The sequence below is a fragment of the Rhizobium sp. SL42 genome (assembly GCF_021729845.1).
In the GTDB taxonomy this organism is placed as follows: domain Bacteria; phylum Pseudomonadota; class Alphaproteobacteria; order Rhizobiales; family Rhizobiaceae; genus Allorhizobium.
In genome coordinates this window covers 625,294-649,160 of sequence record NZ_CP063397.1, presented here as the reverse complement: position 1 = coordinate 649,160, position 23,867 = coordinate 625,294, and the positions used below count along the sequence as shown (strand labels likewise).

The 23,867-nt window shown below is 57.4% G+C and carries 24 protein-coding genes; 12 read left to right on the top strand and 12 right to left on the bottom strand.

From position 1 onward, the window contains the following. Positions 1 to 123: 123 nt before the first annotated feature. The 4 genes from IM739_RS02895 to IM739_RS02880 are packed head-to-tail and all read right to left on the bottom strand — an operon-like array spanning position 124 to position 2,863. Positions 124 to 489, bottom strand: coding sequence for a helix-turn-helix domain-containing protein (locus tag IM739_RS02895; RefSeq protein ID WP_237369750.1), 366 nt, complete (start codon positions 487 to 489; stop codon positions 124 to 126). Beyond that, a complete protein-coding gene (locus IM739_RS02890; protein ID WP_237369749.1) occupies positions 486 to 1,052 on the bottom strand; it encodes a Smr/MutS family protein in 567 nt (188 codons plus the stop codon). Before IM739_RS02890 ends, IM739_RS02895 begins: the two co-directional genes overlap by 4 nt. Further along, positions 1,053 to 2,171, bottom strand: a complete 1,119-nt coding sequence (gene mltA / locus IM739_RS02885; protein ID WP_237369748.1) for a murein transglycosylase A — start codon at positions 2,169 to 2,171, stop codon at positions 1,053 to 1,055. Continuing rightward, positions 2,168 to 2,863 carry a Tim44/TimA family putative adaptor protein gene (locus IM739_RS02880; protein WP_237369747.1) on the bottom strand — a complete coding sequence of 232 codons (696 nt, stop codon included), beginning with the start codon at positions 2,861 to 2,863 and terminating at the stop codon, positions 2,168 to 2,170. Before IM739_RS02880 ends, mltA begins: the two co-directional genes overlap by 4 nt. 140 nt (positions 2,864 to 3,003) lie before the next feature. Between IM739_RS02880 and IM739_RS02875 the strand changes: the two genes are divergently transcribed. After that, on the top strand, positions 3,004 to 3,495 hold the full coding sequence (locus tag IM739_RS02875) for an FxsA family protein (protein ID WP_237369746.1): 492 nt from the start codon (positions 3,004 to 3,006) through the stop codon (positions 3,493 to 3,495). A gap of 88 nt (positions 3,496 to 3,583) precedes the next feature. Beyond that, positions 3,584 to 4,060 (top strand): protein-export chaperone SecB, encoded by a 477-nt coding sequence (gene secB / locus IM739_RS02870; RefSeq protein ID WP_007605662.1) that lies wholly within the window; start codon positions 3,584 to 3,586, stop codon positions 4,058 to 4,060. Positions 4,061 to 4,111: 51 nt separating this feature from the next. On the opposite strand, the gene dnaQ is transcribed toward secB, so the two are convergent. From dnaQ to IM739_RS02845, 5 genes are read right to left on the bottom strand one after another with little or no spacing between them, the layout of a single operon-like run. Continuing rightward, a complete protein-coding gene (gene dnaQ, locus IM739_RS02865) occupies positions 4,112 to 4,813 on the bottom strand; it encodes a DNA polymerase III subunit epsilon (RefSeq protein WP_237369745.1) in 702 nt (233 codons plus the stop codon). 2 nt (positions 4,814 to 4,815) lie between these two features. Then, positions 4,816 to 5,415: a dephospho-CoA kinase gene (gene coaE, locus IM739_RS02860; protein WP_237369744.1), complete on the bottom strand. Its 600-nt coding sequence runs from the start codon at positions 5,413 to 5,415 to the stop codon at positions 4,816 to 4,818. Further along, complete coding sequence (locus IM739_RS02855) at positions 5,412 to 6,269, bottom strand: shikimate dehydrogenase (RefSeq protein ID WP_237369743.1); 858 nt, start codon at positions 6,267 to 6,269, stop codon at positions 5,412 to 5,414. Before IM739_RS02855 ends, coaE begins: the two co-directional genes overlap by 4 nt. Then, the gene (locus IM739_RS02850) at positions 6,262 to 6,861 is read right to left on the bottom strand and encodes a Maf family protein (RefSeq protein WP_237369742.1); all 600 of its coding nucleotides are present in this window, start codon (positions 6,859 to 6,861) and stop codon (positions 6,262 to 6,264) included. Before IM739_RS02850 ends, IM739_RS02855 begins: the two co-directional genes overlap by 8 nt. 32 nt (positions 6,862 to 6,893) lie before the next feature. Continuing rightward, the gene (locus IM739_RS02845; protein WP_237369741.1) at positions 6,894 to 7,715 is read right to left on the bottom strand and encodes a pyruvate, water dikinase regulatory protein; all 822 of its coding nucleotides are present in this window, start codon (positions 7,713 to 7,715) and stop codon (positions 6,894 to 6,896) included. A gap of 404 nt (positions 7,716 to 8,119) precedes the next feature. On the opposite strand from IM739_RS02845, the gene hemE reads away from it, so the two are divergent. The 8 genes from hemE to IM739_RS02805 all read left to right on the top strand — a co-directional run bounded on the left by hemE (position 8,120) and on the right by IM739_RS02805 (position 16,794). Next, positions 8,120 to 9,151, top strand: coding sequence for a uroporphyrinogen decarboxylase (hemE, locus tag IM739_RS02840; RefSeq protein WP_237370953.1), 1,032 nt, complete (start codon positions 8,120 to 8,122; stop codon positions 9,149 to 9,151). A gap of 4 nt (positions 9,152 to 9,155) precedes the next feature. Continuing rightward, a complete protein-coding gene (hemJ, locus tag IM739_RS02835) occupies positions 9,156 to 9,692 on the top strand; it encodes a protoporphyrinogen oxidase HemJ (protein WP_237370952.1) in 537 nt (178 codons plus the stop codon). Between the two features lie 196 nt (positions 9,693 to 9,888). Then, a complete protein-coding gene (gene rho, locus IM739_RS02830) occupies positions 9,889 to 11,154 on the top strand; it encodes a transcription termination factor Rho (protein ID WP_007605643.1) in 1,266 nt (421 codons plus the stop codon). 55 nt (positions 11,155 to 11,209) lie between these two features. Beyond that, positions 11,210 to 12,535, top strand: a complete 1,326-nt coding sequence (mnmE, locus tag IM739_RS02825) for a tRNA uridine-5-carboxymethylaminomethyl(34) synthesis GTPase MnmE (RefSeq protein WP_237369740.1) — start codon at positions 11,210 to 11,212, stop codon at positions 12,533 to 12,535. 39 nt (positions 12,536 to 12,574) lie between these two features. Continuing rightward, a complete protein-coding gene (gene mnmG, locus IM739_RS02820) occupies positions 12,575 to 14,446 on the top strand; it encodes a tRNA uridine-5-carboxymethylaminomethyl(34) synthesis enzyme MnmG (RefSeq protein ID WP_237369739.1) in 1,872 nt (623 codons plus the stop codon). Between the two features lie 26 nt (positions 14,447 to 14,472). Beyond that, on the top strand, positions 14,473 to 15,078 hold the full coding sequence (rsmG, locus tag IM739_RS02815) for a 16S rRNA (guanine(527)-N(7))-methyltransferase RsmG (protein ID WP_237369738.1): 606 nt from the start codon (positions 14,473 to 14,475) through the stop codon (positions 15,076 to 15,078). 16 nt (positions 15,079 to 15,094) lie between these two features. Further along, positions 15,095 to 15,889, top strand: coding sequence for a ParA family protein (locus IM739_RS02810; protein WP_237369737.1), 795 nt, complete (start codon positions 15,095 to 15,097; stop codon positions 15,887 to 15,889). 23 nt (positions 15,890 to 15,912) lie between these two features. Continuing rightward, positions 15,913 to 16,794: a ParB/RepB/Spo0J family partition protein gene (locus tag IM739_RS02805; protein ID WP_237369736.1), complete on the top strand. Its 882-nt coding sequence runs from the start codon at positions 15,913 to 15,915 to the stop codon at positions 16,792 to 16,794. On the opposite strand, the gene holA is transcribed toward IM739_RS02805, so the two are convergent. Genes holA through leuS form a run of 3 tightly spaced genes read right to left on the bottom strand, consistent with a single transcriptional unit; the run spans position 16,791 to position 20,975 of the window. Beyond that, positions 16,791 to 17,837 (bottom strand): DNA polymerase III subunit delta, encoded by a 1,047-nt coding sequence (holA, locus tag IM739_RS02800; RefSeq protein ID WP_237369735.1) that lies wholly within the window; start codon positions 17,835 to 17,837, stop codon positions 16,791 to 16,793. The two genes, IM739_RS02805 and holA, sit on opposite strands and share 4 nt — an antisense overlap. A gap of 8 nt (positions 17,838 to 17,845) precedes the next feature. Further along, entirely contained in the window at positions 17,846 to 18,364 is a 519-nt protein-coding gene (locus tag IM739_RS02795; protein ID WP_237369734.1) for a hypothetical protein, read from the bottom strand. Continuing rightward, positions 18,354 to 20,975, bottom strand: a complete 2,622-nt coding sequence (gene leuS / locus IM739_RS02790; RefSeq protein WP_237369733.1) for a leucine--tRNA ligase — start codon at positions 20,973 to 20,975, stop codon at positions 18,354 to 18,356. Before leuS ends, IM739_RS02795 begins: the two co-directional genes overlap by 11 nt. A 190-nt stretch (positions 20,976 to 21,165) precedes the next feature. Between leuS and IM739_RS02785 the strand changes: the two genes are divergently transcribed. Both IM739_RS02785 and IM739_RS02780 read left to right on the top strand, forming a co-directional pair. Further along, positions 21,166 to 21,825, top strand: a complete 660-nt coding sequence (locus tag IM739_RS02785) for a YggS family pyridoxal phosphate-dependent enzyme (protein WP_237370951.1) — start codon at positions 21,166 to 21,168, stop codon at positions 21,823 to 21,825. A gap of 110 nt (positions 21,826 to 21,935) precedes the next feature. Continuing rightward, the gene (locus IM739_RS02780; RefSeq protein WP_237369732.1) at positions 21,936 to 23,849 is read left to right on the top strand and encodes a propionyl-CoA synthetase; all 1,914 of its coding nucleotides are present in this window, start codon (positions 21,936 to 21,938) and stop codon (positions 23,847 to 23,849) included. Positions 23,850 to 23,867 lie beyond the last annotated feature (18 nt).

Here is a 23,867-nt window from a genome sequence, read left to right as displayed (position 1 = left end):
CAATTCTCAAAGGATCTGCCTGATTCGAATCAGCAGCTTCAAGCGGCTCGACTATAGGGGTTTTGGTATCAGTTCCAAAGGCGCGAGCATTGTTTCCCGTGGATATCGCGGGATTTACGCCTTTCACATCCGATTTTTGGCAGCATCAAGGACGTCCTGCAATTGCCTTACCACATCCGGCGGCAGCTGGCGAATCAGGCGGGCGAGTTCATTAGCGAAGGCAGTGGTGTCAGGTGCCAGGCCGGCCGTGTCCAGAACAACGCGGGGATCAGACTTTCCGGCTGTGGCAAACAGCTCATCGGCCTCATCCCAGATGATGTTGAAATAGCCGGCGACACGCTGGAGAAAATCGAAATTCGGAAGGCCGCGCTTTCCGTGTTCCAGTGCCGACAGATAGGCGGGCGAGACACCAATCGCCGCTGCCATCTGCTTTTGCGAAACGCCCTTGCGTTGCCGCAGTTCGCGCAGCGCATTGCCGAAAGGGGTCATCGACGATCCGCTCCCTGACGCGAAAGACGAACATACAGTGCGCCCTCGCCGCCATGCTGACGTGCCGCAGGCTCGTAGGACGAAATCAGAAAGCGGAATTCCGGCATGGAGAACCAAATCGGCACCGCTCGTTTCAAGGCGCCTTCGCTGCCAAGCGAGCTGCCCTTACCGGTAATGACCAGCACGTGACGCAAACCGCGCTCATGGGCCCGGTGGAGAAAATCAAACAGCATGCCATGCGCTTCGCTCTGTATCAGGCCATGCAGATCGATGCGGGCTTCCAGCGCAAGATGGCCCCGCGACAGCTTGCGCTTGATCGGACGTTCCAACGGGTGATGTGTCCCCGAGGGTTTGCGTGCGCTGGTGGCCTGTCTGTTTTCAACGTTCGACGGCAAAGCGAGCGCGACCTTGGTTGCCACTTTGTCTTCGGCCTCCGCCTCGACCTCGAATTGCCTTTCAAATTCCAGAAGGTCTTCCAGGCGTCCGGGCATCGCGCGCGTCGAGCGGGCCACCTTGCCCCATAGAATGCGATCTTCCGGATTGAATTTTGACCCGCCTGACACTCAGACAAACCTCGCTGCTGCCTGCTTCGGGATCAATATATAGAAGTCCGCCGCATTGTGCACCGCGCCGGCCAGGTCTCCTGCCCCGTCACCCGATCCTGTAAAAATGTCCCCACGGGCGGGACCGAGGATGGCCGAGCCGGTATCGAGCGCCAGCATCAGCCGGGCAAATGGCGCACCGTGATCGAGGCTGGTCAGTGTTTCGGCATGAACGAAGAAAGGAAATCCGAAGGTATGGATCAGGCGGTCCACGGCCAGCGAGCGCCCCGCCACCAATGGTACCTTAGCGGCGGCAATTGGTCCTTTGCTCAGGTCGTCGACATCAGCTTCGCGGAAGAAAATATAGGAGCGATTGTGCCAGAGGATTTCGTCGACGCGATCGGGATGGGCAGCCAGCCAGGCACGGATCGACTGCATCGATATTGCGGCGTGCGGAATTTCTCCAAGATCGATCAGCAGTCGGCCAATTGCTGAAAACGCATGCCCCGCCTTGCCGGCATAGGTTATGCGTTTGATACTCCCGTCCCGATAGCGCAGACGTGCCGCTCCCTGGACATGGGCGAAGAAGACATCGACCTTCGACCGAGCCCAGGCAATCTCAAGCTCATGCCCGTCCAGATAACCCTCGTCGATCGCCTTGCGGTCCGGATAAAGAGAAATCACGCCGCCAATCTCACGGGCAAAGACATAGGATGGATCGATGGACGCGGGACGATTGGTTTCGTCGAGATCGATCAGGTCCGAGGGGCGGCGATAAAACGGAAAGCGGTATTCATCATCAGGGTGGCTCGAGACCGATACTTCGGGCTCATAGAATGCGGTCACACGACCAGATGAACCACCGGGCAACTCGATACGAAACGGTTGGCAGTGTTCCTCGAAAAAGGCGCGCGCGGAGGCGCCGTCTCGAGGATCGACCCTTTCCGCCTCTTCAAGAAACGGCAAAAGGTCGCCAGCGTTCAAGCCAAGCGACCCGGTGCGATAGGGTTTGACGTCGGTAATATGTGTCCTGCAGGCGCTCATCGCTGGGAAGATCGGCGAAGGGTCATCCTTCTCCCAACCCGGAAGATCCTCGAAGCGCACCGGCTTCAGCCGAAAATCGACAGGGGCTGCAGTCATTGTTCTGCTTCGGTCGCGATCAGCTTCCAATTCGGATCACGCGAACGGATGTCGCGTGCGAAGGTCCAGACGTCATTGACCTCGGAGACGGCTTCCGCATCGCCATCAACAAGGGTGCCGGCCTTGTCATAGGTCGCGGTAATCAACTGGCTGGCGATCCGCACTGTCACCTGCTCCTCGCTGTCACGAACCGACGCCTGGGTAATTTCGGCTTTCTCAATACCAACGAACGTTGACTTGATCATTTCGCCTCGGCTCTCCCGATCGGCGATGGCGCTTTCGAAACCCTCGAGAACGTCACGCGACAGAAGGGTTTTCAGGGTTTTCCTGTCGCCGTCAGCATAGGCCATGACGACCATCTCATAGGCCATCTTGGCGCCGTTGAGAAATTCCTTCGGATTGAAACTGGCATCGTGCCGGGTCAGTTCACGCAACTGGTCGTTCAACGGTGTGCCAGGTTTGGCGAAAGCATCAATTGCGGCATAACGATCTTCACCATTGCCCTCGTCGCGGCGCGGCAGGGTTACAACCTTGCTGTCATCAGCGGGATCTTTCGACTGATCGCGCTGTGCCAAAGGGTCGACAGGCGGCTTTTCATGCCCGGTCCGGCGTCCAAGGACGCTTCGCAGCTGGAAAAATATCAGCACCGCCGCCACAAGAAAGAACAATGTAACAAAATCATTTGATCCCATGGATACCGCCGGCCTTGATTGAATTTACTTATTCGATCTCCCATATAGTCGTCAGCGCCGTATCATTCAAATGGCAATCTTTGCAAAGAGTTTGCGCCGGCTCTTGCGATTGCATCGACAAGTGGCGTTCGGAGACCGTTATGCGCATATCCCTGGCGCTCATACTGATTGCGCCACTTGCTGAAATCGCCAGCCTCATTCTTGTCGGTCAGGCTCTGGGCGTCATGGCGACACTCGGCCTGGTGCTGCTCGCCGGCATCGTTGGCCTGTTTCTCTTGCGCATTCAGGGGGCGGGCATCTTGCGTCGCCTGCAAACGGAAGCCAGCAAAGGTGTTGATCCGGGCCGAGAGCTCGTTCACGCCGGCCTGCTTGTTGTTGCGGCATTTCTCCTCATCGTTCCTGGCTTTGTCGGTGACGTGATTGGGCTCCTGCTCTTCCTGCCCTTCGTTCGCGATTTCGCCTGGCGCGTGGCCAAGCCGCGCATCGTGGTCAAGCGCAGTGGTTTCACCACATCGGACTTCAGCTATCAGACCAGCAAGGATGCGTCGGTGGTTGATCTCGACGAAGACGAATATCTTCGTGATCCCAAGCCTGACTCACCCTGGCGTGGACCGCGGATCGGCGACCGCTAGACTGCGGCCGGGCCTGGTGCCGAGGGTTGTAAGCGCAAAGCCTAGATGTTAGATGGCCTTAGCAAAACACGCTTCGAGGAAAAGCCCTATGGCCGACGACAATCAGGGAACAAGCAGCCCTTCCCTCAACATTCTTGCCCAGTACATCAAGGACCTGTCCTTTGAAAACCCGGGTGCACCGCGTTCGCTGCAGGCTCGCGACAAGGCGCCGGCGATCAACATCAATGTCAACGTCAACGCCAATCCGCTGACCGAAACGGACTTCGACGTGGTGCTGGCGCTGACGGCTGAAGCCAAGGAAGGCGACAAAGTGGTCTTCGCCACCGAGCTCGTTTACGGCGGCGTGTTCCGCATCACCGGCTTCCCGCAGGAGCATATGCTGCCGGTTCTCTTCATCGAGTGCCCGCGCCTGCTGTTCCCGTTTGCCCGCCAGATTATCGCCGATGCCACTCGCAATGGCGGCTTCCCGCCGCTGATGATCGACCCGATCGACTTCGCACAGATGTTCGCCCAGCGCGTTTCCGAAGAGCAGGCGCGGGCAAAGGTTCAGGGTGCTCCGAACTGATCTCGTCCGACTTAAAATCAAACGCGTAAAAGGGCCTTCCGGGGCCCTTTTTCATGCGTCGAATTTCGACCAGATGGCACCCGCGCCGAGACGAGCGACAAGCTTGGAATGGTCCTCGACTTCGCTTGCCACGAGGCGCGCTGCCAGTGGACGCGGCCGCTCGTAGGAAATTTCCACCGTTTCGAGGATGTCCGTGTTGCGGTTCTGGCGGCTTTCCGCCGAGGTCAGGCCAAGCGCTGTCTGTCGGCCGCCCAGCATTTCGATATAGACTTCGGCCAGCAACTCGGAGTCGAGAAGTGCCCCGTGCTTGTTGCGGTGGGAATTGTCAATTCCGTAGCGGCGGCAAAGCGCATCCAGTGAATTTGGACCCATCGGATTCTTGCGACGGGCAAGCGCCAGCGTATCAATGACTACATCCGACTGAACAGGGGGAAGGCCAAGCCGTTCGAATTCGGCATTGATGAAGCCGATGTCGAAATTCGCGTTGTGAGCCACCCACTTGGCGCCATCGAAGAATTCGCGCATCTCGGCAACAATGTCACCGAACGGCGGCTTGTCCTTCAAGAAATCATCCGTGATGCCATGCACGGCAAGCGCGTCTGGATGCACCTTGCGATCACCCGGATTGATGTAGACGTGAAAGCTGCGTCCGGTCGGGAAATGATTGAACAGCTCGATACCGCCGATTTCGATGACGCGGTCGATCTTGGTTTCAAGGCCGGTGGTTTCGGTATCGAATACGATCTCGCGCATGATCAATGCATCTCCGGTCGACGCTGTCTGAGTTCCTGCAGGATGGTTTTCACCTGCGCGCGTGCGCTGTCAATGCCATGGGATGTGTCTACGATAAAATCCGCACGCCGCCGCTTTTCTTCATCGGGCATCTGGCGCGCCGATATGAGAGCGAATTTTTCCTCAGTCATCCCAGGTCGAGCCATGACGCGCCGCCGCTGGATCTCCCTATCGCAAGAGACCACAATGATCACATCCACCCGATCCTGCGCGCCAACTTCAAACAGAAGAGGAATATCCAGAAGGACGATAGCTTCGCCTGCGGCGCGATGTGCGTCGACGAACTGGATCTCCCGCGCCCTCACAAGGGGATGGATGATGGCTTCGAGCACCTTAAACTTATCCGGATTCTTAGCCAGAGTCCGAGCGAGGACCTGACGGTCGACCGCACCATCGACGATAGCGTCGGGAAACTCGGGCTCGAGAGCCGAAACCGCGGCGCCAGCGTAGAGATCGTGGACTACCTGATCGGCGTCATTGACGGCAATGCCTTCTTCGGCAAACAGCTGTGCCGTCGTGGATTTGCCCATGCCGATTGATCCGGTAAGCCCAATCACGATCATGCCGGGTCACCGATGTCTGCGAGGACAAGGTTGCGCAATTCTGGCGTGACCTCGGGACGGCGGCCGAACCATTTCTCGAAACCCGGAACGGCCTGGTGCAGTAACATGCCGAGACCGTCTACTGTCGCCAATCCAACGCTCTCTGCCTGACGCATGAATGGCGTTTTGAGCGGCACGTAGACAATATCTGCCACGAGAGCATCCGGTCGCATGCCGGCAAACGGAAGATCAGGAGCCGGAGTCCCATCCATGCCCAATGAGCTGGTATTGACGAAAAGGCCAGCGCCTTGCAGCAACTCCGGCAAGGCCGCAAGCCCATGCGCCCGAAGCGGTCGGCCAAAGCGGTCGGCCAATTCCTGCGCGCGCGCGACAGAGCGGTTTACCACGTGGATCTCAGCCAGACCGCGGTCGCGCAGCGCTTGAACGATCGCGCGGCTCGCACCGCCCGCCCCGAGCACGACAGCGACATCAACCCGGTCCCACGCCTGATGGCTTGCATCGAGGTTCGCTGTAAAGCCGAAGCCGTCTGTGTTTGTGGCGCACAAAGCACCGTCTTCCATCCACAGGGTGTTTGCCGCACCCAGTTCCTCGCAGATCACGTCGGGCCGGTCGGCAAGGCGAAAGGCTTCCTCCTTATGCGGGATGGTGGTATTGCCGCCGCGATATGTGCCTTCCATTTTCAGGCGTTGAACGAAGCCGGCAAAATCCTCCGGCGCGACTTCGACTTTCTCATAGCTTCCGGTCAGGCCGAATTGTTTCAGCCAGAAACCGTGAATGAGCGGCGAGCGGGAATGCTTTATTGGATAGCCGGCAACAAAGGCCCGCAGCGAAAATGTTTCACGTGAATCATGCATGGTTAATGCCCAGTGTGCGCAGCGTCGCGAGAAGGGGTAACATCGGCAGCCCCAAGATGGTGAAATAATCACCATCGAAGGCATCAAAGAGTTGTATTCCCTCGCCCTCCAATTGATAGCATCCGACACTGCCGAGAATGCGCACCAGATTTCGGTCGAGATACTCCTCCAGAAACGTGCTGGAAAAATCGCGCATGGTCATTCTGGCGATGCCGACATGGGACCAGAGAACGTCGCTATCGCGGACAAGGCAGACCGCACTGTTGAGATGATGCGTCTGCCCGCACAGGGCTTTCAATGTTGCATGTGCGTGCGCGCGATCCGGTGCCTTGTGAAACAGCTGGTCACCGAGTGACATGGTCTGATCGCAGCCGATGACGATAGCGGCCGGATGTCGTGCGGATACTTCTCTTGCCTTGGCAATGGCAAGCTGCTCGGCAACGCCTTGCGGCGTCCGCAGATCATCAGGCAAGCCATTCTCGATGGCACGTTCATCGACACGAGCCGGCTCAGCGGCAAAAGCCAATCCGGCATTGCGGAGTAACTCGCGTCGGGCTTGGCTGCCGGAGGCAAGGATCAGGTGTTCGGTCATGGCGACATCCCGTGCAAAATGGCTGGATTCGCTTAACGCAGCTTGGGTCGCAGGGCAACGATCGCGGCAGCTGTTTCCTCGATCGACCGGCGCGTCACATCGATGATCGGCCAGTTGTTACGTGCGCACAGCGCGCGAGCATATTTCAACTCTTCGGTAATGGAGGCGCGATCGACATAGTCGCTGCGATCATAACCAGCTGTGGTTCCCAGAATCCGATTTTCCCGCACCTGGGAGATACGGTCCGATGTGGCGATCAGACCGACGATCAGGGGCCGGGTCGCTGCAAGCAAACTGTCCGGCAGCGCGACACCCGGGACAATGGGAATGTTCGCAGTCTTGATGCCGCGGTTTGCAAGATAGATACTTGTCGGTGTCTTGGACGTCCGGCTGATGCCGATGATCACGACATCAGCCTCGTCATAGTCCTCCGGCGCCTGTCCGTCGTCATGATCCATGGTGAAGTTCAGCGCTTCGATGCGGGCGAAATATTCCGCATTCAAGACATGTTGCGCCCCTACCCTGCCGCGCGAGGGCGCGCCGAGATAGGTCTGGAATTTCTCGATGATCGGCGCCAGAACATTGACACAAGGCAAACCAAGTTCGTGGCAGCTCGTTTCGATCAATGCCGCGAGATCGGCATCGACGATCGTGTACAGTACAATGCCAGGTTCACGATCGATCGCTTCGATCAACGCGTTGATCTGCTTCTTGCTGCGGATCAATGGATAGACATGCTCGATTGCATTCGATCCACGAAACTGGGCGGCCGCTGCGCGCCCTGCCGAGATCAGAGTCTCCCCCGTCGAGTCAGAAATCAGGTGGAGATGGAAGAAGTTTTTCCGGTTCTCCACGTTGTTCTCCGTCGCCTGTTGATAATCCGGGATAAACACAGCTAGCGGTCGGGACCGAGGCAAGGCAAGCGGAAAAGTGGTGATTTATCCACAGTCGGCGATGACAGGGCGTGGCGTTTGGGGAGCCTGTGGATTGTGTTAAGAAGTCGCAGCCTTGGACAGGTCGCTGGACATTTTCCACAGAATGTCGCGTGTTAACATCCACGCTATCCGGCTGAATCAACGAGTTAATTTTGCCTTTTCCCCAGAAGCTAGTTTTCTCGCTGAAAAGATCTCACGCTATTTGTTCGAATCTCGCCCAGTGAGGCAAAACCGGTGGAGCGGCATTGATCCTTGATATCCACCGACTCTTAGAAATAGAAGAAGAGTCTATATATCTTTTCTTTTTTGAAAGGGCCTTGGCCTTGAGTGCTGCGAACCGTAAAGTCCTGAATGTGTTGAACGGAGCAACGGTCTCGCCTCCGCCGATCTGGCTTATGAGACAGGCAGGGCGCTATCTTCCTGAATATCGCCAGACACGTCAGCAGGCCGGCAGTTTCCTGGATCTCTGTTATTCGCCAGAGCTTGCAACCGAAGTGACCCTTCAGCCAATTCGCCGGTATGCCTTCGATGCGGCAATTCTGTTTTCAGATATCCTGGTTATTCCCGATGCCCTGAAGCGCAATGTCCGCTTCACCGAAGGGCATGGGCCGCAAATGGATCCTATTGATGCGGACGGGATCAGCGGGCTTTCCGAAAATGGGATACTCGATCATCTCAAACCGGTCATGCAGACGGTCTCACGATTGCGCCAGGCGTTGCCGCAAGAGACAACGCTGCTGGGTTTTTGCGGGGCACCCTGGACGGTTGCGACCTATATGATTGCCGGACACGGGACGCCTGACCAAGCGCCTGCCCGCCTGTTTGCTTACCAGCATCCGGATGCTTTTCTCCGTCTTCTCGATTTTCTGGCGGATGTATCTGCGGATTACCTCGTAGCCCAGATCGATGCTGGCGCCGACGCAGTACAGATTTTCGATTCATGGGCAGGCGTGTTGGGAGAGGCAGAGTTTGAGAAATTCTGTGTTCGGCCCGTTGCCCGGATCATCCGTTCGGTGAAGTCGCGCCGCCCCTCCGCCAAGATTATCGCCTTTGCCAAGGGTGCCGGCGTGATGCTGAAAACCTATCGACAAAAGACGCGCGCGGATGCGATTGGGCTGGACTGGTCGGTGCCCTTGAGCTTTGCTGCCGATCTGCAGAAGGATGGGCCGGTGCAGGGCAATCTTGATCCGATGCGGGTCGTCGCCGGCGGCGCCGCGTTGACAGAGGGTGTTGATGCGATCCTCCAGGCGCTGGGCAATGGGCCGCTGATCTTCAATCTCGGTCATGGCATTACGCCACAGGCAAATCCGGACCATGTGACGGATCTTGTCAATCAGGTACGCCGGAACGGGTGAGATGATGGACAAGCAGGCCGATCGCAGTCCAGGGCGCAGGGCGGCCCGCAGAGCTGCCGGGGCTCTTGCCCTGTTTACGCTGATCGGTCTTGTCATTGTGATATTCGGCGCCGACGAAGCCTATCTCTGGATCAAGTCACTGCACGTGATTGCGGTCATCTCCTGGATGGCCGGTCTGCTCTATCTGCCTCGGCTTTTTATCTATCATGGAGACTGTGAGCCGGATTCGGATCAGGCGCGGACATTTGCCGTAATGGAAAGTCGGCTGATGGGGGTGATCATGAACCCCGCGATGATCGTCAGCTGGGTTCTCGGGCTCTATCTCGCCTGGTCCGTCTATGGTTTTCAGGGCGGCTGGCTCCATGCAAAGCTTGCATGCGTCGTGTTGCTTTCGGCCGTGCACGGATATTTCTCGAAAGCGGTTCGCTCCTTTGGACGTGGCGTGTATGTTGGCAATGCGCGCCATTGGCGGCTGATGAACGAAGTGCCGACGGTGCTGATGATTGCCATCGTGGTATTCGTGGTCGTCAAGCCATTCTGACTGAAATGGCGTTTCGCGCTTTATTTTTACAAGTGCCGGGTTTTCGCTTGCGGTGAAATCGCTGACTCGCTATTTTCGCGCCATCTCATCTTTTTGGCTTGCGTAACATTCAGTCATTTGCGGCACTTCGCGATCGCACCGAATTCCATCAGCTCGCCGTTCCCCATAAAATAAAAACCTGACGTGGTCCCTCTTCATGGCTGAAATGAAGCTACAAGAACTTAAAAGCAAATCGCCGACCGATCTGCTGACTTTCGCCGAATCGCTCGAAGTCGAAAATGCAAGCACCATGCGCAAGCAGGAGCTGATGTTTGCGATCCTCAAGATGCTGGCGAGCCAGGATGTGGAAATCATCGGCGAAGGCGTCGTTGAAGTTCTTCAGGATGGCTTCGGCTTCCTGCGTTCGGCCAATGCCAACTACCTGCCGGGCCCGGACGACATCTATATCTCGCCGTCGCAGATCCGCAGATTCTCCCTGAAGACAGGCGATACCGTCGAGGGACCCATCCGTGGGCCCAAGGAAGGCGAACGCTATTTCGCGCTGCTCAAGGTCAATACAATCAATTTCGAAGACCCTGAGAAGATCCGCCACAAGGTGCACTTCGACAATCTGACGCCGCTCTATCCGAACGAGCGCTTCAAGATGGAACTGGATATTCCGACAACGAAAGACCTTTCGGCCCGTGTGATCGATCTCGTTGCGCCACTCGGCAAGGGGCAGCGCGGCTTGATCGTCGCTCCGCCACGCACCGGTAAGACGGTACTGCTGCAGAACATTGCTCATTCGATCACAGCAAACCATCCGGAATGCTACCTGATCGTTCTGCTGATCGATGAACGGCCGGAAGAAGTTACCGACATGCAGCGCTCGGTGAAGGGCGAAGTTGTGTCTTCGACCTTCGATGAGCCGGCAGTTCGGCACGTCCAGGTGGCCGAAATGGTCATCGAGAAGGCCAAGCGGCTTGTCGAGCACGGCCGCGATGTGGTCATCCTGCTCGACTCGATCACCCGTCTTGGTCGAGCCTACAACACGGTGGTTCCGTCTTCCGGCAAGGTCCTGACCGGTGGTGTGGATGCCAATGCCCTTCAACGCCCGAAGCGGTTCTTTGGCGCTGCGCGTAACATCGAAGAGGGCGGTTCGCTGACGATCATCGCGACGGCCCTGATCGACACCGGCAGCCGCATGGATGAAGTCATCTTCGAAGAATTCAAGGGTACGGGCAACTCGGAAATCGTGCTTGATCGCAAGGTTGCCGACAAACGTATCTTCCCGTCGATGGACATTCTGAAGTCGGGTACGCGTAAGGAAGACCTGCTCGTCCCACGCCAGGATCTCCAGAAGATCTTTGTGCTACGCCGTATCCTGGCCCCGATGGGCACCACCGATGCGATCGAGTTCCTCATCGACAAGCTCAAGCAGACGAAGAACAATGGCGACTTCTTCGATTCGATGAACACCTGATCAGAGACCGGCCCGTCGGGCCGGTTTTTTCGTTCATCCCAGGCAGATGATCTGCATGACTGTACCCCGCGATACCATATTTGCCCTGGCTTCCGGCGGTCTCCCCGCCGGGGTGGCGGTGGTGCGGTTGAGTGGGCCGCTTGCCTGCTCCGTTGCCGCCGGCATGGTTGGTGGTTTGCCAGAACCCAGGGTCGCTGCTCTGCGCACGATCCGTGACGCCAGTGGGTCGATGCTCGACCGTGGCTTGGTCATCCTGTTTCCTGGTCCGAATTCATTTACCGGGGAAGACTGTGTCGAAATGCATCTGCACGGCGGCCCGGCGCTCGTTGCAGCAGTATTGGATTCCTTAGCCGGATTCATCGGCTGCCGGCTGGCAGAAGCCGGAGAGTTCTCCCGCAGGGCGTTTGAAAACGGCAAGATGGATCTGGTCGAGATCGAGGGCTTGGCTGATTTGCTATCGGCCGAGACCGAGATGCAACGGCGGCTGGCCACAGAACAGAGCAATGGCCACCTGTCTTCGATCTATGAGGGCTGGCGGGAGCGCCTGATCTTTTGCCGGGCTATGATCGAGGCGGAGCTCGATTTCAGTGACGAAGGCGATATTCCCGGCGCAGTCTCCGATCGGGTTTGGCGCGAGGTGGAGACGCTTGTCGGAGAGCTTGACCAGGTGTTGAGCCAACTGAAATCCGGCGAGATTATTCGCGATGGCTTCAAGGTTGTCATCGCTGGTCGACCAAATGCTGGCAAATCGAGTTTGCTTAATGCCCTGGTAAACCGGGATGTAGCGATCGTCACCCACTATGCCGGAACCACCCGCGATATCTTGCACTGCGAATTGGATCTATCCGGCTACAAGGTCCATCTCTACGATACTGCAGGTTTGAGAGCGACCGATGAACCAGTGGAACGCGAGGGAATTCGCCGAGCGCTGGTATCGATCCAGGATGCCGATCTGGTCCTCCATCTGGTCGATCTGACTATCGACGAGAGTATTGCCGAGATAAGCAATCCACACGTATTGGAAGTTGGGACCAAGAGCGATCTCATCCGAATTGATTCGGATACGGTTCGATCTGTCGACCTGATGCTGTCTACGGCGACGGGCAATGGACTGAACGAACTTCGATCCCGCATTCTTGCAGAATTGCAAAAGCGGGTTCAGGTGAATAGCCTTGCAATTCCCAGCCGATTGCGGCATGCACAACTCCTGTCGAGCGCGAGACTGCATCTGATCGATGCTCTCAACCAGATTGCTTACCCTCTCGAGATTAGGGCAGAGTCACTGCGGTTGGGCGCCGATGACTTGGCCCGCGTTACCGGTCGAATCGATACCGAAACACTTCTTGGTAAGATTTTCGCAGAGTTTTGCGTTGGCAAGTGATTCACGTGAAACAGCTGCCTGATACTCGGAATTAAGACCATGGAAAATTTAAGGTTTGACGTCATCGTCGTCGGCGGCGGTCATGCTGGCACCGAGGCAGCTGCCGTAGCTGCGCGAATGGGCGCCAACACGGCACTCGTAACCCACCGGCGCGACACGATTGGCGCGATGTCGTGCAATCCCGCTATTGGTGGTCTGGGTAAGGGTCACTTGGTGCGCGAAATCGATGCGCTGGATGGCATTATGGGGCGTGCCGCCGATCTTGGTGGCATCCAGTTTCGTATGCTCAATCGAAAAAAGGGCCCTGCTGTCTGGGGTCCGCGGACACAGGCTGATCGCAAGCTGTACAGGCAGGCTGTTCAGACAATGTTGTCCGATGTCCCTAATCTGACAATTATCGAAGGTGGCGTCCGTCGGTTTATTCGTAACGATACCGAAATTAATGGTGTCATTCTCGAGGACGAACGGCAGCTTACGGCACGAGCCGTGGTTCTGACCAGTGGCACTTTTCTGCGCGGTTTGATCCATATTGGAGACCGCAAGATCCCTGCAGGGCGCGTAGGAGAAGCCCCTGCCCTCGGATTGAGCGAGGATCTGGAAGCGCTAGGCCTGACATTGGGACGTTTGAAAACGGGCACACCTGCTCGTTTGGATGGGCGGACGATTCACTGGACGAACCTAGAGATGCAGGATGCGGATAGTGACCCTATCCCCTTCTCCTTCATGACAGACCGTGTGACCACTCCTCAGATCAGCTGCGGCATTACCCGGACAGTGGCGGCCACGCACAACATTATTCGAGATAACATTCACCGTTCAGCGCTGTACTCAGGCCAGATCGAGGGTGTTGGTCCGCGCTATTGTCCTTCAATAGAAGACAAGATCAATCGCTTTGGTGAACGCGATGGGCATCAGATCTTTCTTGAGCCGGAAGGTCTCGACGATCATACCATCTATCCCAATGGCATATCGACCTCCCTGCCAGAGGAGGTTCAGGAGGCGTTCATTCGATCCATCCCGGGCCTGGAAGATGTCGCCATCTTACAGCCGGGTTATGCCATCGAGTATGATTTTGTCGATCCGCAACAGCTGGATCTGACCCTTGCCGTCAAGGGAACCAAAGGATTGTATCTGGCTGGTCAGATCAACGGGACTACGGGATATGAGGAAGCCGGGGCGCAGGGCCTGGTCGCCGGTATCAACGCCGCTCTTTTTGCAGCAGGGTCTTCGGGGCAAAGTTTCAGTAGGACGAATTCCTATATCGGCGTGATGATCGATGATCTGACATCGCGGGGCGTCGCGGAACCCTACCGAATGTTTACGTCGCGCGCCGAGTATCGATTGAGCTTGCGTGCGGACAATGCCGATATGCGCTTGACCCCGCTTGGGATGCAACTCGGTTGCGTGAGCAATCAGCGGGCAATCAAGTTCGCCGACTATGAGACGGCGCGGACCGGTCTGAACAAGACGCTCGCGGAGCTCACCGCATCGCCAACGGAAATGGCCAATGCTGGCCTGCATATCAATCAGGATGGTCGTCAACGCAGCGCGGGGGAAATTTTGGCCTATCCGGAGATTCAATGGGCGGATCTGTGCCGTGTCTGGCCATCTCTCCGGGACGTTGACCAAAGTTTGGCGAGACAAGTCGCTATCGATGCTCTTTACAGCACCTATATTGCCCGCCAGGCGAATGACGTGGCTTCCGTCCGTTCGGAGGAGGCCAGAGCCATCCCGCAGGATTTCGCCTATAACGATTTGGCTGGTCTTTCCAATGAGCTTAAGCAGAAGCTTAGTCGTTTGCGACCACAAAATATTGCACAAGCTGCTCGCATTGAAGGTATGACCCCCGCGGCGGTTGCGCTTTTGATTGCTCATCTTCGGCGGGCCGGTGATCTAAAACAAGCCTGCTGAAAAGTGACTTTATGAGGAATCAATTGATGCTTGATGTTTCACGTGAAACGCAAGAGCGACTTCAGCGCTTTGCAGAACTGTTTATGAAATGGTCGGCCAAGATCAATCTTGTCGCGCCCTCCACCATTGACACGCTGTGGACCCGCCATATTGCCGATTCATTACAGCTGCGAAACATCGTGCCTGATGCTCGACATTGGATTGATCTGGGCAGCGGCGGTGGTTTTCCTGGCATCGTTACCGCGATCTTGCTTGCCGAGCAGGGACAGGGTTGGGTCGATCTTGTCGAAAGCAATCACAAGAAAGCGAGCTTCCTGCGCATGGCGCTTCTTGAGACGGGTGGACGGGGGACCGTTCATCCGCTGCGCATCGAGGACGCCGCCATAAAGTTGCCGGTTGCGGATATAATCTCTGCCAGGGCGTTGGCGGAACTCGATTTGCTGCTTGTTTACGCCGAACCTTGGTCGCTTAAGAATCCAGAATTGCGGCTGGTTTTCCATAAAGGACGGGATTACCAAGAGGAGATCGATAAAGCGCGTGGTCGCTGGACGTTTGATCTGGTATTACATCAGAGCGCTGTAGAGGCTGACTCCGTCATACTGGAAATCGCCTCGCTGAAGCGCAAGGGCTAACACTTCGGGTGGCTGCATGGGTTTCGAGAAAAACCGTATCATTACTATCGCGAACCAGAAAGGTGGCGTCGGAAAGACGACAACAGCCATCAATCTGGCAACTGCTCTTGCTGCAATCGGCGAACGTGTGCTGATCGTTGATCTGGATCCCCAGGGCAATGCCAGTACCGGCCTCGGGATTGACCGACGCAATCGCAGACTGTCCTCCTATGATGTGCTGATCGGGACTGAGACGGTTTCGCAAGCTGCGCTTGAGACCGCCGTGCCGAATTTGTCGATTGTACCCTCAACGATGGATCTGCTCGGTTTTGAGATGGAGATTTCCCAGCACGCGGATCGCGTCTTTCGCCTTAAGAAGGCGCTGAACAGCGAGGATGCTCGGGCCTACAGCTATATTCTTCTCGATTGCCCGCCGTCGTTCAATCTGCTGACCATGAATGCAATGGCAGCTGCCCATTCGGTTCTGGTGCCGCTGCAGTGCGAATTCTTTGCGTTGGAGGGGTTGAGCCAGTTGCTCGAGACCATCAATCAGGTGCGTCAGACAGTTAACCCGACGCTGGATATACAAGGCATCGTGTTGACGATGTTTGACTCGCGCAATAATCTTGCACAGCAGGTTGTCAATGATGTCCGCGAGCATCTGGGTGAGAAGGTGTACACGACCCTCATTCCGCGCAATGTTCGAGTTTCCGAAGCGCCTTCCTATGGCAAGCCCGCCATTCTTTATGATCTGAAGTGTGCGGGGAGCCAAGCCTATTTGCAATTGGCGTCCGAAGTCATTCAGCGTGAACGGCAACGCAAAGCGGCCTAACTGTCCTATAAGGGTCTGAGTATATGAGTGAAGACGTTTCGAAACGGCGCCTGGGTCGCGGTCTCGCCGCACTTATCGGTGAAATGGACCAGCCCCTGCCAGCGGGTGATGCTCGGCCCAGCATCAATCCAGATCGCACGGTACCCATCGAATTCGTTTCGCGCAGCCCGAAAAACCCGCGCCGCTATTTTGATGAATCAGAGCTTCAGGACCTGGCGGGCTCCATTCGCCAACACGGTATCGTCCAGCCGGTGGTCGTGAGAACGATCAGCACGGATCGTTATGAGATCATTGCTGGTGAACGACGCTGGCGTGCGGCCCAGCTTGCCGGTCTGGTGGATATTCCGGTTATCGTTCGAGATGTCGATGACCGGACTGCGCTTGAGCTTGCGATCGTCGAGAATGTCCAGCGCGCTGATCTCAATCCGCTGGAAGAGGCGCTTGGCTACGATCAGTTGATAGCCGAACATGGCTATACCCAGAATGATCTCGGGGAAATCATCGGCAAGAGTCGCAGTCACGTTGCAAACAGCCTGCGACTTTTGAAGTTGCCTGAGCCGGTTCGGGATATGCTGGCCGAAGGCAGTCTGTCTGCAGGCCATGCCCGCGCGCTTGTCTCGACGCCGGATCCGGTGGTCCTGGCCACGATGATTACCGCAAAGGGTATGTCCGTCCGCGATGCGGAGAAGTTGGCTCAGAACCATATCAAGGCGCAAAATGCCCCTCCTTCAGTCGAGCAGCGGGACACAAAGGATTCTGATACAATCGCGCTGGAGCGTAGCCTGACAGACCGCCTTGGTCTGTCAGTATCGATCAATCACAAGGGTGGCGCCGGTCAGTTGAAGATCAATTACAAGACACTTGATCAGCTTGAAGAAATCTGCCGCCTTCTGGAAGCGCGCTAGCCTTTGCGGTTGCGGCGGGCCGATTGCAACGTTGTTGCGAGCAATGTCTGAATGGCGAGATTGTCTTCAATGGACGCCCGCTGGCGGCTTTGGAAAATTGCTGAATTGAGGCGGCTTGCCTCGCGGCCGAGATCCTGACTGTTCCAGTTCCGTAACGATTTCTCGATCACCGGCTTGCGCTTGAAATGAATGCCGCGTCCAAGCGTTTGCATGACCTGGGCGACCTGTTGTTGTCGCTCCTCCATCTCGAGACGCATGACTTCAAGTTGTTGGAATTGCTTCATGCAAGATTGAAGCACGAGAAAGACCGCGGTCTTGGAGGCAACGACTTTCTGGATGGCATGCAAAAATGCATCTGCATCGCCGTTCAAAACGGCATCGACCACTTCATCAGTCGATATGGCACTGGCATCGCCAACGATATCGAGCACGTGGTGTTCATCAATGACCGGCTCGTTCAGGCAATAGAGGATGAGCTTGCGCACTTCGTTGCGCGAGGCAATGCGGTCTCCCCCGATGGATTCAAGCAGGAGTTCGCGTGCTGCCGGCGTGATCCTGAGGTTAGCCGATGACAACTCACTGTCGATCAGGGCATTGAGTGCCCTTGCGTCGTCCTGGTAGCACGCGACACAGGCAATAGAGCGTTCACCCTCAGCCACTTTACGAAGCCCCGATCCCTTCTTCAGATCGCCGGCTTCGACAATGACGTAGCTGCCTTCGGGCGGGTGGGCACCCAGATACTGAAGACCGTCGACCAATGACTTTTCGTTTGCCGCACCGCGTATCCAGATGAGTTTCTCTCCGCCAAACAGACCGAAGGCATTGACCTCATCGAGCAATCGACCGGGATCGGATTGCAGGTCACCGACATCAAGCCGGATCAGGGCAAATCCATCGTGCAGATCGACACCTGTGGTCCCGGCGATCTGACTTGCTCGCTCGTTCACGAGCCCACGGTCGGGTCCGTAGATGACGAAGACCCGGTAGTGGCGAACCGACTTTTGCAGAAACCCTTCGAACTCGTGCGACTTGATCTCGGCCATGGCTGAGATCAGCGACCCAGCGCCATGGCAAGATCCGCATAGACAAGTTCCGCGAGTTCACGCGCGGCACGATCCTCGGCGTCGCGGACGGCGCGCAGCTTGGCAAATTCCTGCTTCGGATAGTCGAAGAGCGCCACGCTTTCACGGCGACCGGCCTTCAGCACCGTGTCATCGGAAATGCGTCGGATATTGTAGGTCGCGCTAACCACTGCCCGGCCTGCATTGGGGGTGTCCGCCGCTTCGTCGAGCAGGATGCCGGCGACCGAACTCTGAACGTTGAGTTCGACCCTGTATTGTGGGGTCAAACTTTCGCCGGAACCACCGCTGGTCAGGAAAATCAGCCGGTTGCGCACTTCAAGCCCGACCCGGCCATTGGCAGGGGAATAGGCAATAGCGGCCAGTGCCTCGCGTGTCTGGCCATCATCGTTGTTGTAAAGCGGGCGCGCCTGGCAGCCTGCAAGAAGCAGGGCTGCTCCGATCAGAATCGAACGACGAAGCACCGCGGAAGCTTGCTGTTTAGAGGACAATATTCACAATCCTTAGGGGAACGACGATGATCTTCTTCGGAGCCTGTCCATTCAGGGCAGCCTGTACGGGCTCAAGGGCGAGCACCGCTTCGCTGACTGCATTCTGGTCCGCGTCACGGCTGATTGTCAATTCGGCGCGCTTCTTGCCGTTGATCTGAACCGGCATTGTCACATCGTTCTCGGCGACAAGTGCCTCGTCGTAAGCCGGCCACGCCGCTTGAGCCACCAGACCACTGTTGCCGAGTACCGTCCAGCATTCTTCGGCCAGATGCGGTGTCATCGGCGCGATCAACTGCACCAGGATTTCCGCTGCATTGCGCACCGCCGCTGTCAGCCCGGCATCTGCCTTGCCGGACGCCACGGTTGCCAATGGTGTTGCGAGCGTATTCACCAGTTCATAGATGCGGGCGATCGCCTTGTTGAAGGCGAGCTTGTCGAGATCGGATTGCACCGCCTTCAGCGTCTTGTGCGCCGCCTGGGATACGGCCAGACCGGCGCCATCCTTAGCCGGATTCGCAGCAACGGACTTCAGCTGTTTCGCGGCTTCCGAAATCAGGCGCCAAACGCGCTGGACAAATCGATGCGCACCTTCGACCCCGGATTCTGACCAGATCACGTCGCGATCTGGCGGTGAATCCGAGAGAACAAAGAAGCGTGCGGTATCTGCCCCATATGATCCGATGATGTCATCGGGATCGACGACGTTCTTCTTCGACTTCGACATCTTCTCGATAGAGCCGATCTTTGCCTCGGCGCCGCTGCTTATCAGGAAGGCGCGGCGAAGACCGTCGGCCTCCTCGATGCGCAGATCGATTGGGGCGACCCATTCGCGGGTCAGTCCCTCGCCAATGCTGTAGGTCTCGTGCACGACCATGCCTTGGGTAAACAGACCCTTGAAAGGCTCCTTGACGTCGACATGGCCGGTTTCGCGCATCGCGCGGGTGAAGAAGCGAGAATACAGAAGATGCAGGATCGCGTGCTCGATGCCGCCAATATACTGGTCGACAGGCAGCCATTTGTTGGCCGCCTTCGGCTCCGTCGGGTTGTTTTCCCATGGGGCGGTAAAGCGGGCGAAATACCAGCTGGAATCGACAAAGGTATCCATGGTGTCGGTTTCACGACGTGCGTTCTTTCCGCAATGCGGGCAGGCCACATGGCGCCATGTCGGATGTCGGTCGAGTGGATTGCCCGGTTTGTCGAAAGTGACGTCATCGGGCAGCCTTACCGGCAGGTCTTTCTTCGGCACCGGCACGACGCCGCAGTCATCACAATGAATGACCGGGATGGGGCAGCCCCAATAACGCTGACGCGAGATGCCCCAGTCGCGCAGGCGGAAATTGACCTTGCGCTCGCCTTGGGCGGAATTGCCGAGGGTTTGTTCGGTCAGGCGCCGAGCGACCTCTTCGAAGGCTTCGGCACTGCCGAGCCCATCGAGGAAACGGGAGTTGATCATCACGCCATCATCGACATAGGCGGTATCGCCGATTTCGAACGTTGCCGCATCCCCCTCCCGCGGCATGACGACCGGAACCACCGGCAGATCATATTTGCGGGCAAAGTCGAGGTCGCGCTGGTCACCGGACGGGCAGCCGAAGATCGCGCCTGTGCCGTAATCCATCAAGACGAAGTTGGCGACATAGACGGGCAGTTCCCAGCTCGGATCCAGCGGGTGTTTCACCCTGATGCCGGTGTCGATGCCCTTCTTTTCCGCGGTTTCGAGTGCTGCAAGCGAGGTGCCGGCGTGGCGGCATTCCTGGCAGAAAGCTTCCACTTCCGGGTTTCTTTCGCCGACTTCCTTTGCCAGCGGGTGGTCGGCGGCGATTGCCAGGAACGACGCGCCGAACAAGGTGTCGGGTCGCGTGGTATAGACCGTCACTTCCGGTTGCGTGCTTCCCGATGCCACTTCCCAGCGCACCAGCATGCCTTCCGAACGACCGATCCAGTTCTTCTGCATCAACCGGACTTTTTCCGGCCAGTGGTCAAGCGTATCAAGCGCGTCGAGCAGATCCTGGCTGAAATCGGTAATCTTGAAAAACCACTGGGTCAGTTCGCGTTGTTCGACCAGCGCGCCGGAACGCCAGCCACGGCCGTCGATGACCTGCTCGTTGGCGAGCACGGTCATGTCTTCCGGATCCCAGTTGACCTTGGAGTTCTTGCGATAGACCAGGCCCTTTTCCATGAAATCCAGGAAGAGATGCTGCTGGCGCTGATAGTATTCCACGTCGCAGGTGGCGAATTCACGTGACCAGTCGATCGACAGGCCCATGGATTTCAGCTGGCCACGCATCGTGGCGATGTTTTCGTAGGTCCAGGCCTTGGGATGTACCTTGTTCTTCATCGCAGCGTTTTCCGCCGGCATGCCGAACGCATCCCAGCCCATCGGATGCAGCACATTGTAGCCGCGGGCGCGCTTGTAGCGCGCCACGACATCGCCCATGGCATAGTTGCGCACATGACCCATGTGGATGCGTCCCGACGGATAGGGGAACATCTCAAGCACGTAATACTTCTCGCGCTCATCATTGTTGTCGGTCGTGAAGACGTTGTCTTCGGACCATTTCGCCTGCCAACGGGGCTCGGCGTCGCGCGGATTGTAACGTTCGGTGGCCATGGATCGCATTTCCGGGATTGCAATAAAAAGGAGGGCTGACCTTCACCACGAAACCGGCCAAGCGTCAAGTTTTCGAGGCCGTTTGCGTGATCTCGGAGAAGCGACTTGCCATGCCAATTCAGGCGCTTTAACGACTTTGTCTCAAGAAGGCGCCGATCCGTATTCGGGAGCGAGACTGCAAGGAGTTATGATGTCGGTCGAACAGAGATTGGGTGACGTTCAGGGGCGGATGGCCAAGGCGGCAAGGGAAGCCAACCGTAAGCCGGAGTCCGTTTCGCTTGTCGCCGTTTCAAAAACCTTCGAGGCAGGCGACATTCGACCGGTGATTGCCGCAGGCCAGCGTGTGTTTGGGGAAAACCGAGTGCAGGAGGCTCAGGGCAAATGGCCGGTGCTTCAGGCGGAAACCGCAGGCATCGAACTCCATTTGATCGGTCCCCTCCAGTCGAACAAAGCGGCCGAAGCAGTGGCGATTTTCGATGTCATAGAAACGGTTGATCGGGAAAAGATCGCGCGCGCCGTTGCCGAAGAATGCAAGCGGCAAAATCGCACCCTGCGCTTCTATGTCCAGGTCAATACCGGGCTCGAGCCGCAGAAAGCCGGCATTGCCCCCGATGATGTTGCGACATTCGTCCGGCTATGCCGCGATGAGCTGGGATTGAATATCGAAGGGCTGATGTGCATTCCGCCGGTCGATGAGAACCCAGGCCCGCATTTTGCCTTGTTGGCCAAGCTCGCCGAAGAAAACGATGTGGCGGGCCTGTCGATGGGCATGTCTGGCGATTTCGAGACGGCCGTGGGCTTTGGCGCGACAAGTGTCCGGGTCGGATCCGCCATTTTTGGCAGTCGCTAAGTTTCATACGACCTTTGGCATAGCGCTTTCGTCTGGCTTCCCAGCGGGCTGACGGCTTCCTACACTTGTTCTCTAGACGAAGTGACTTGCGTGACATCGGGAGGATCGGCATGCGTGGGAGCTATCAGGAAACCTATGCCCTGTGGCAGGCGGATCCGGAAGGATTCTGGCGTCGCGCCGCAGAGCAGGTCCATTGGTTCAAGGCACCGGAAAAGATCTTTCAGCCGGATCAGGGGCCATACGGTCGTTGGTTTGTCGGGGGCGAAACCAATACCTGCTACAATTGTCTCGACAGGCACATAGCGGAGGGGCGTGGCCCGGAAACCGCCCTGATCTACGATAGCCCGATGACGGGGCAGACGGGCCGTTACTCGTACGAGCAGATGCTGGTCGAGGTGAGTGCCATTGCGGCCGTTCTTCGCAACCATGGGGTCGGCAAGGGCGACCGGGTGATCATCTACATGCCGATGATCCCGGAGGCGGTGTTTTCCATGCTCGCCTGCGCCCGTCTCGGCGCTGTGCATTCTGTCGTCTTCGGCGGCTTTGCCGCCCATGAGCTGGCGACCCGCATTGATGATTGCGGTGCAAAGGTTGTCATCGGCACGAGCTGCGGACTGGAGCCGGGCCGTATCGTTCCATACAAGCCGCTGCTCGACCATGCGATCGACATGGCCAGGGTGAAGCCAAACTTTTGCCTCATCCTACAGCGCGACCAGTATCACGCGCCCTTGCGCTACGAGCATGGCGATGTCGACCTTGCCCAGGCGATCGAGGTGGAGAAGGTCAGTGGCACCACCGTTGACTGCATTCCGGTTCTGGCGACCGATCCGCTCTACATTCTCTACACATCCGGAACCACCGGCCAGCCGAAGGGCGTCGTTCGCGACAATGGCGGGCATATGGTGGCACTCAACTGGACCATGGCCAATATCTACGGGGTCAAGCCGGGGGAAGTCTTCTGGGCTGCCTCCGATATTGGTTGGGTCGTTGGCCATTCCTACATCGTCTACGGTCCTTTGCTGGCCGGCAACGCGACAGTTCTTTTCGAGGGAAAACCGGTCGGAACACCGGATGCGGGCACTTTCTGGCGCGTGGTTGCTGATCACGACGTGAAGGTACTGTTTACCGCGCCGACGGCATTTCGGGCAATCCGGCGCGACGATCCGGACGGAGAGCATGTCGGGCGCTACGACCTGTCGGGTTTGCGCCGATTGTTTCTTGCCGGCGAACGTGCGGATCCGGAAACGCTGAAATGGGCCGAGCGCATTCTGAAAATCCCGATCATCGATCACTGGTGGCAGACCGAGACGGGATGGGCGATCGCGGCCAATCCGGCGGGTCTCGGTCTTTTGCCGGTGAAACACGGGTCGCCGGCAAAACCGATGCCGGGCTACGGCCTGGAGGTCCTGGACGATGCCGGTCATGGCGTGGCACCTGGAACGCTGGGCAATATCGTCGTGAAACTACCCCTGCCGCCTGGTTGTCTCGTGACGTTCTGGGGCGCCGACGAGCGGTTCAGGACATCGTGCCTCGATGAATTCCCGGGTTACTACAAGACGGCCGATGCCGGCGTGATCGATGACGACGGCTATGTTTTCGTCATGGCGCGCACGGATGACATCATCAACTGCGCCGGACACCGGCTGTCGACCGGTGCAATGGAGGAAGTCTGCGCAATGCATCCGGATGTGGCGGAATGTGCGGTCATCGGTATCGCAGACGAGCTCAAGGGGCAGATCCCCTGCGGTTTCCTGGTGTTGAAGAAGAATGTGCATAGAGACCATGCGGCGATTTCGAAAGAGGTGGTGCAATTGGTGCGTGACGAAATCGGCCCCGTTGCCGCGTTCAAAATGGTGCTGATGGTCGATCGTCTACCCAAGACACGGTCAGGCAAGATCCTGCGCGGCACCATGCAGAAAATCGCAGATGGCCTTCCCTGGAAAATGCCGGCGACCATCGATGATCCGATAGTCCTGGACGAGATTTCCGCCGTGCTCAAAGCCTGCGGCCAGGTTGCTGCCTGATGTGTCATCAGGCGCGTC

Excerpts from the sequence above, each read along its gene's own strand:
- mltA (WP_237369748.1), bottom strand. The coding sequence starts at position 2,171 with ATGACTGCAGCCCCTGTCGATTTTCGGCTGAAGCCGGTGCGCTTCGAG.
- IM739_RS02875 (WP_237369746.1), top strand. The coding sequence starts at position 3,004 with ATGCGCATATCCCTGGCGCTCATACTGATTGCGCCACTTGCTGAAATC.
- IM739_RS02895 (WP_237369750.1), bottom strand. The coding sequence starts at position 489 with ATGACCCCTTTCGGCAATGCGCTGCGCGAACTGCGGCAACGCAAGGGC.
- dnaQ (WP_237369745.1), bottom strand. The coding sequence starts at position 4,813 with ATGCGCGAGATCGTATTCGATACCGAAACCACCGGCCTTGAAACCAAG.
- IM739_RS02785 (WP_237370951.1), top strand. The coding sequence starts at position 21,166 with ATGTCGGTCGAACAGAGATTGGGTGACGTTCAGGGGCGGATGGCCAAG.
- rsmG (WP_237369738.1), top strand. The coding sequence starts at position 14,473 with ATGCTTGATGTTTCACGTGAAACGCAAGAGCGACTTCAGCGCTTTGCA.
- secB (WP_007605662.1), top strand. The coding sequence starts at position 3,584 with ATGGCCGACGACAATCAGGGAACAAGCAGCCCTTCCCTCAACATTCTT.
- IM739_RS02780 (WP_237369732.1), top strand. The coding sequence starts at position 21,936 with ATGCGTGGGAGCTATCAGGAAACCTATGCCCTGTGGCAGGCGGATCCG.
- mnmE (WP_237369740.1), top strand. The coding sequence starts at position 11,210 with ATGACTGTACCCCGCGATACCATATTTGCCCTGGCTTCCGGCGGTCTC.
- leuS (WP_237369733.1), bottom strand. The coding sequence starts at position 20,975 with ATGGCCACCGAACGTTACAATCCGCGCGACGCCGAGCCCCGTTGGCAG.
- rho (WP_007605643.1), top strand. The coding sequence starts at position 9,889 with ATGGCTGAAATGAAGCTACAAGAACTTAAAAGCAAATCGCCGACCGAT.
- coaE (WP_237369744.1), bottom strand. The coding sequence starts at position 5,415 with ATGATCGTGATTGGGCTTACCGGATCAATCGGCATGGGCAAATCCACG.
- IM739_RS02805 (WP_237369736.1), top strand. The coding sequence starts at position 15,913 with ATGAGTGAAGACGTTTCGAAACGGCGCCTGGGTCGCGGTCTCGCCGCA.
- hemJ (WP_237370952.1), top strand. The coding sequence starts at position 9,156 with ATGGACAAGCAGGCCGATCGCAGTCCAGGGCGCAGGGCGGCCCGCAGA.
- mnmG (WP_237369739.1), top strand. The coding sequence starts at position 12,575 with ATGGAAAATTTAAGGTTTGACGTCATCGTCGTCGGCGGCGGTCATGCT.
- IM739_RS02855 (WP_237369743.1), bottom strand. The coding sequence starts at position 6,269 with ATGCATGATTCACGTGAAACATTTTCGCTGCGGGCCTTTGTTGCCGGC.
- IM739_RS02810 (WP_237369737.1), top strand. The coding sequence starts at position 15,095 with ATGGGTTTCGAGAAAAACCGTATCATTACTATCGCGAACCAGAAAGGT.
- holA (WP_237369735.1), bottom strand. The coding sequence starts at position 17,837 with ATGGCCGAGATCAAGTCGCACGAGTTCGAAGGGTTTCTGCAAAAGTCG.
- IM739_RS02880 (WP_237369747.1), bottom strand. The coding sequence starts at position 2,863 with ATGGGATCAAATGATTTTGTTACATTGTTCTTTCTTGTGGCGGCGGTG.
- IM739_RS02850 (WP_237369742.1), bottom strand. The coding sequence starts at position 6,861 with ATGACCGAACACCTGATCCTTGCCTCCGGCAGCCAAGCCCGACGCGAG.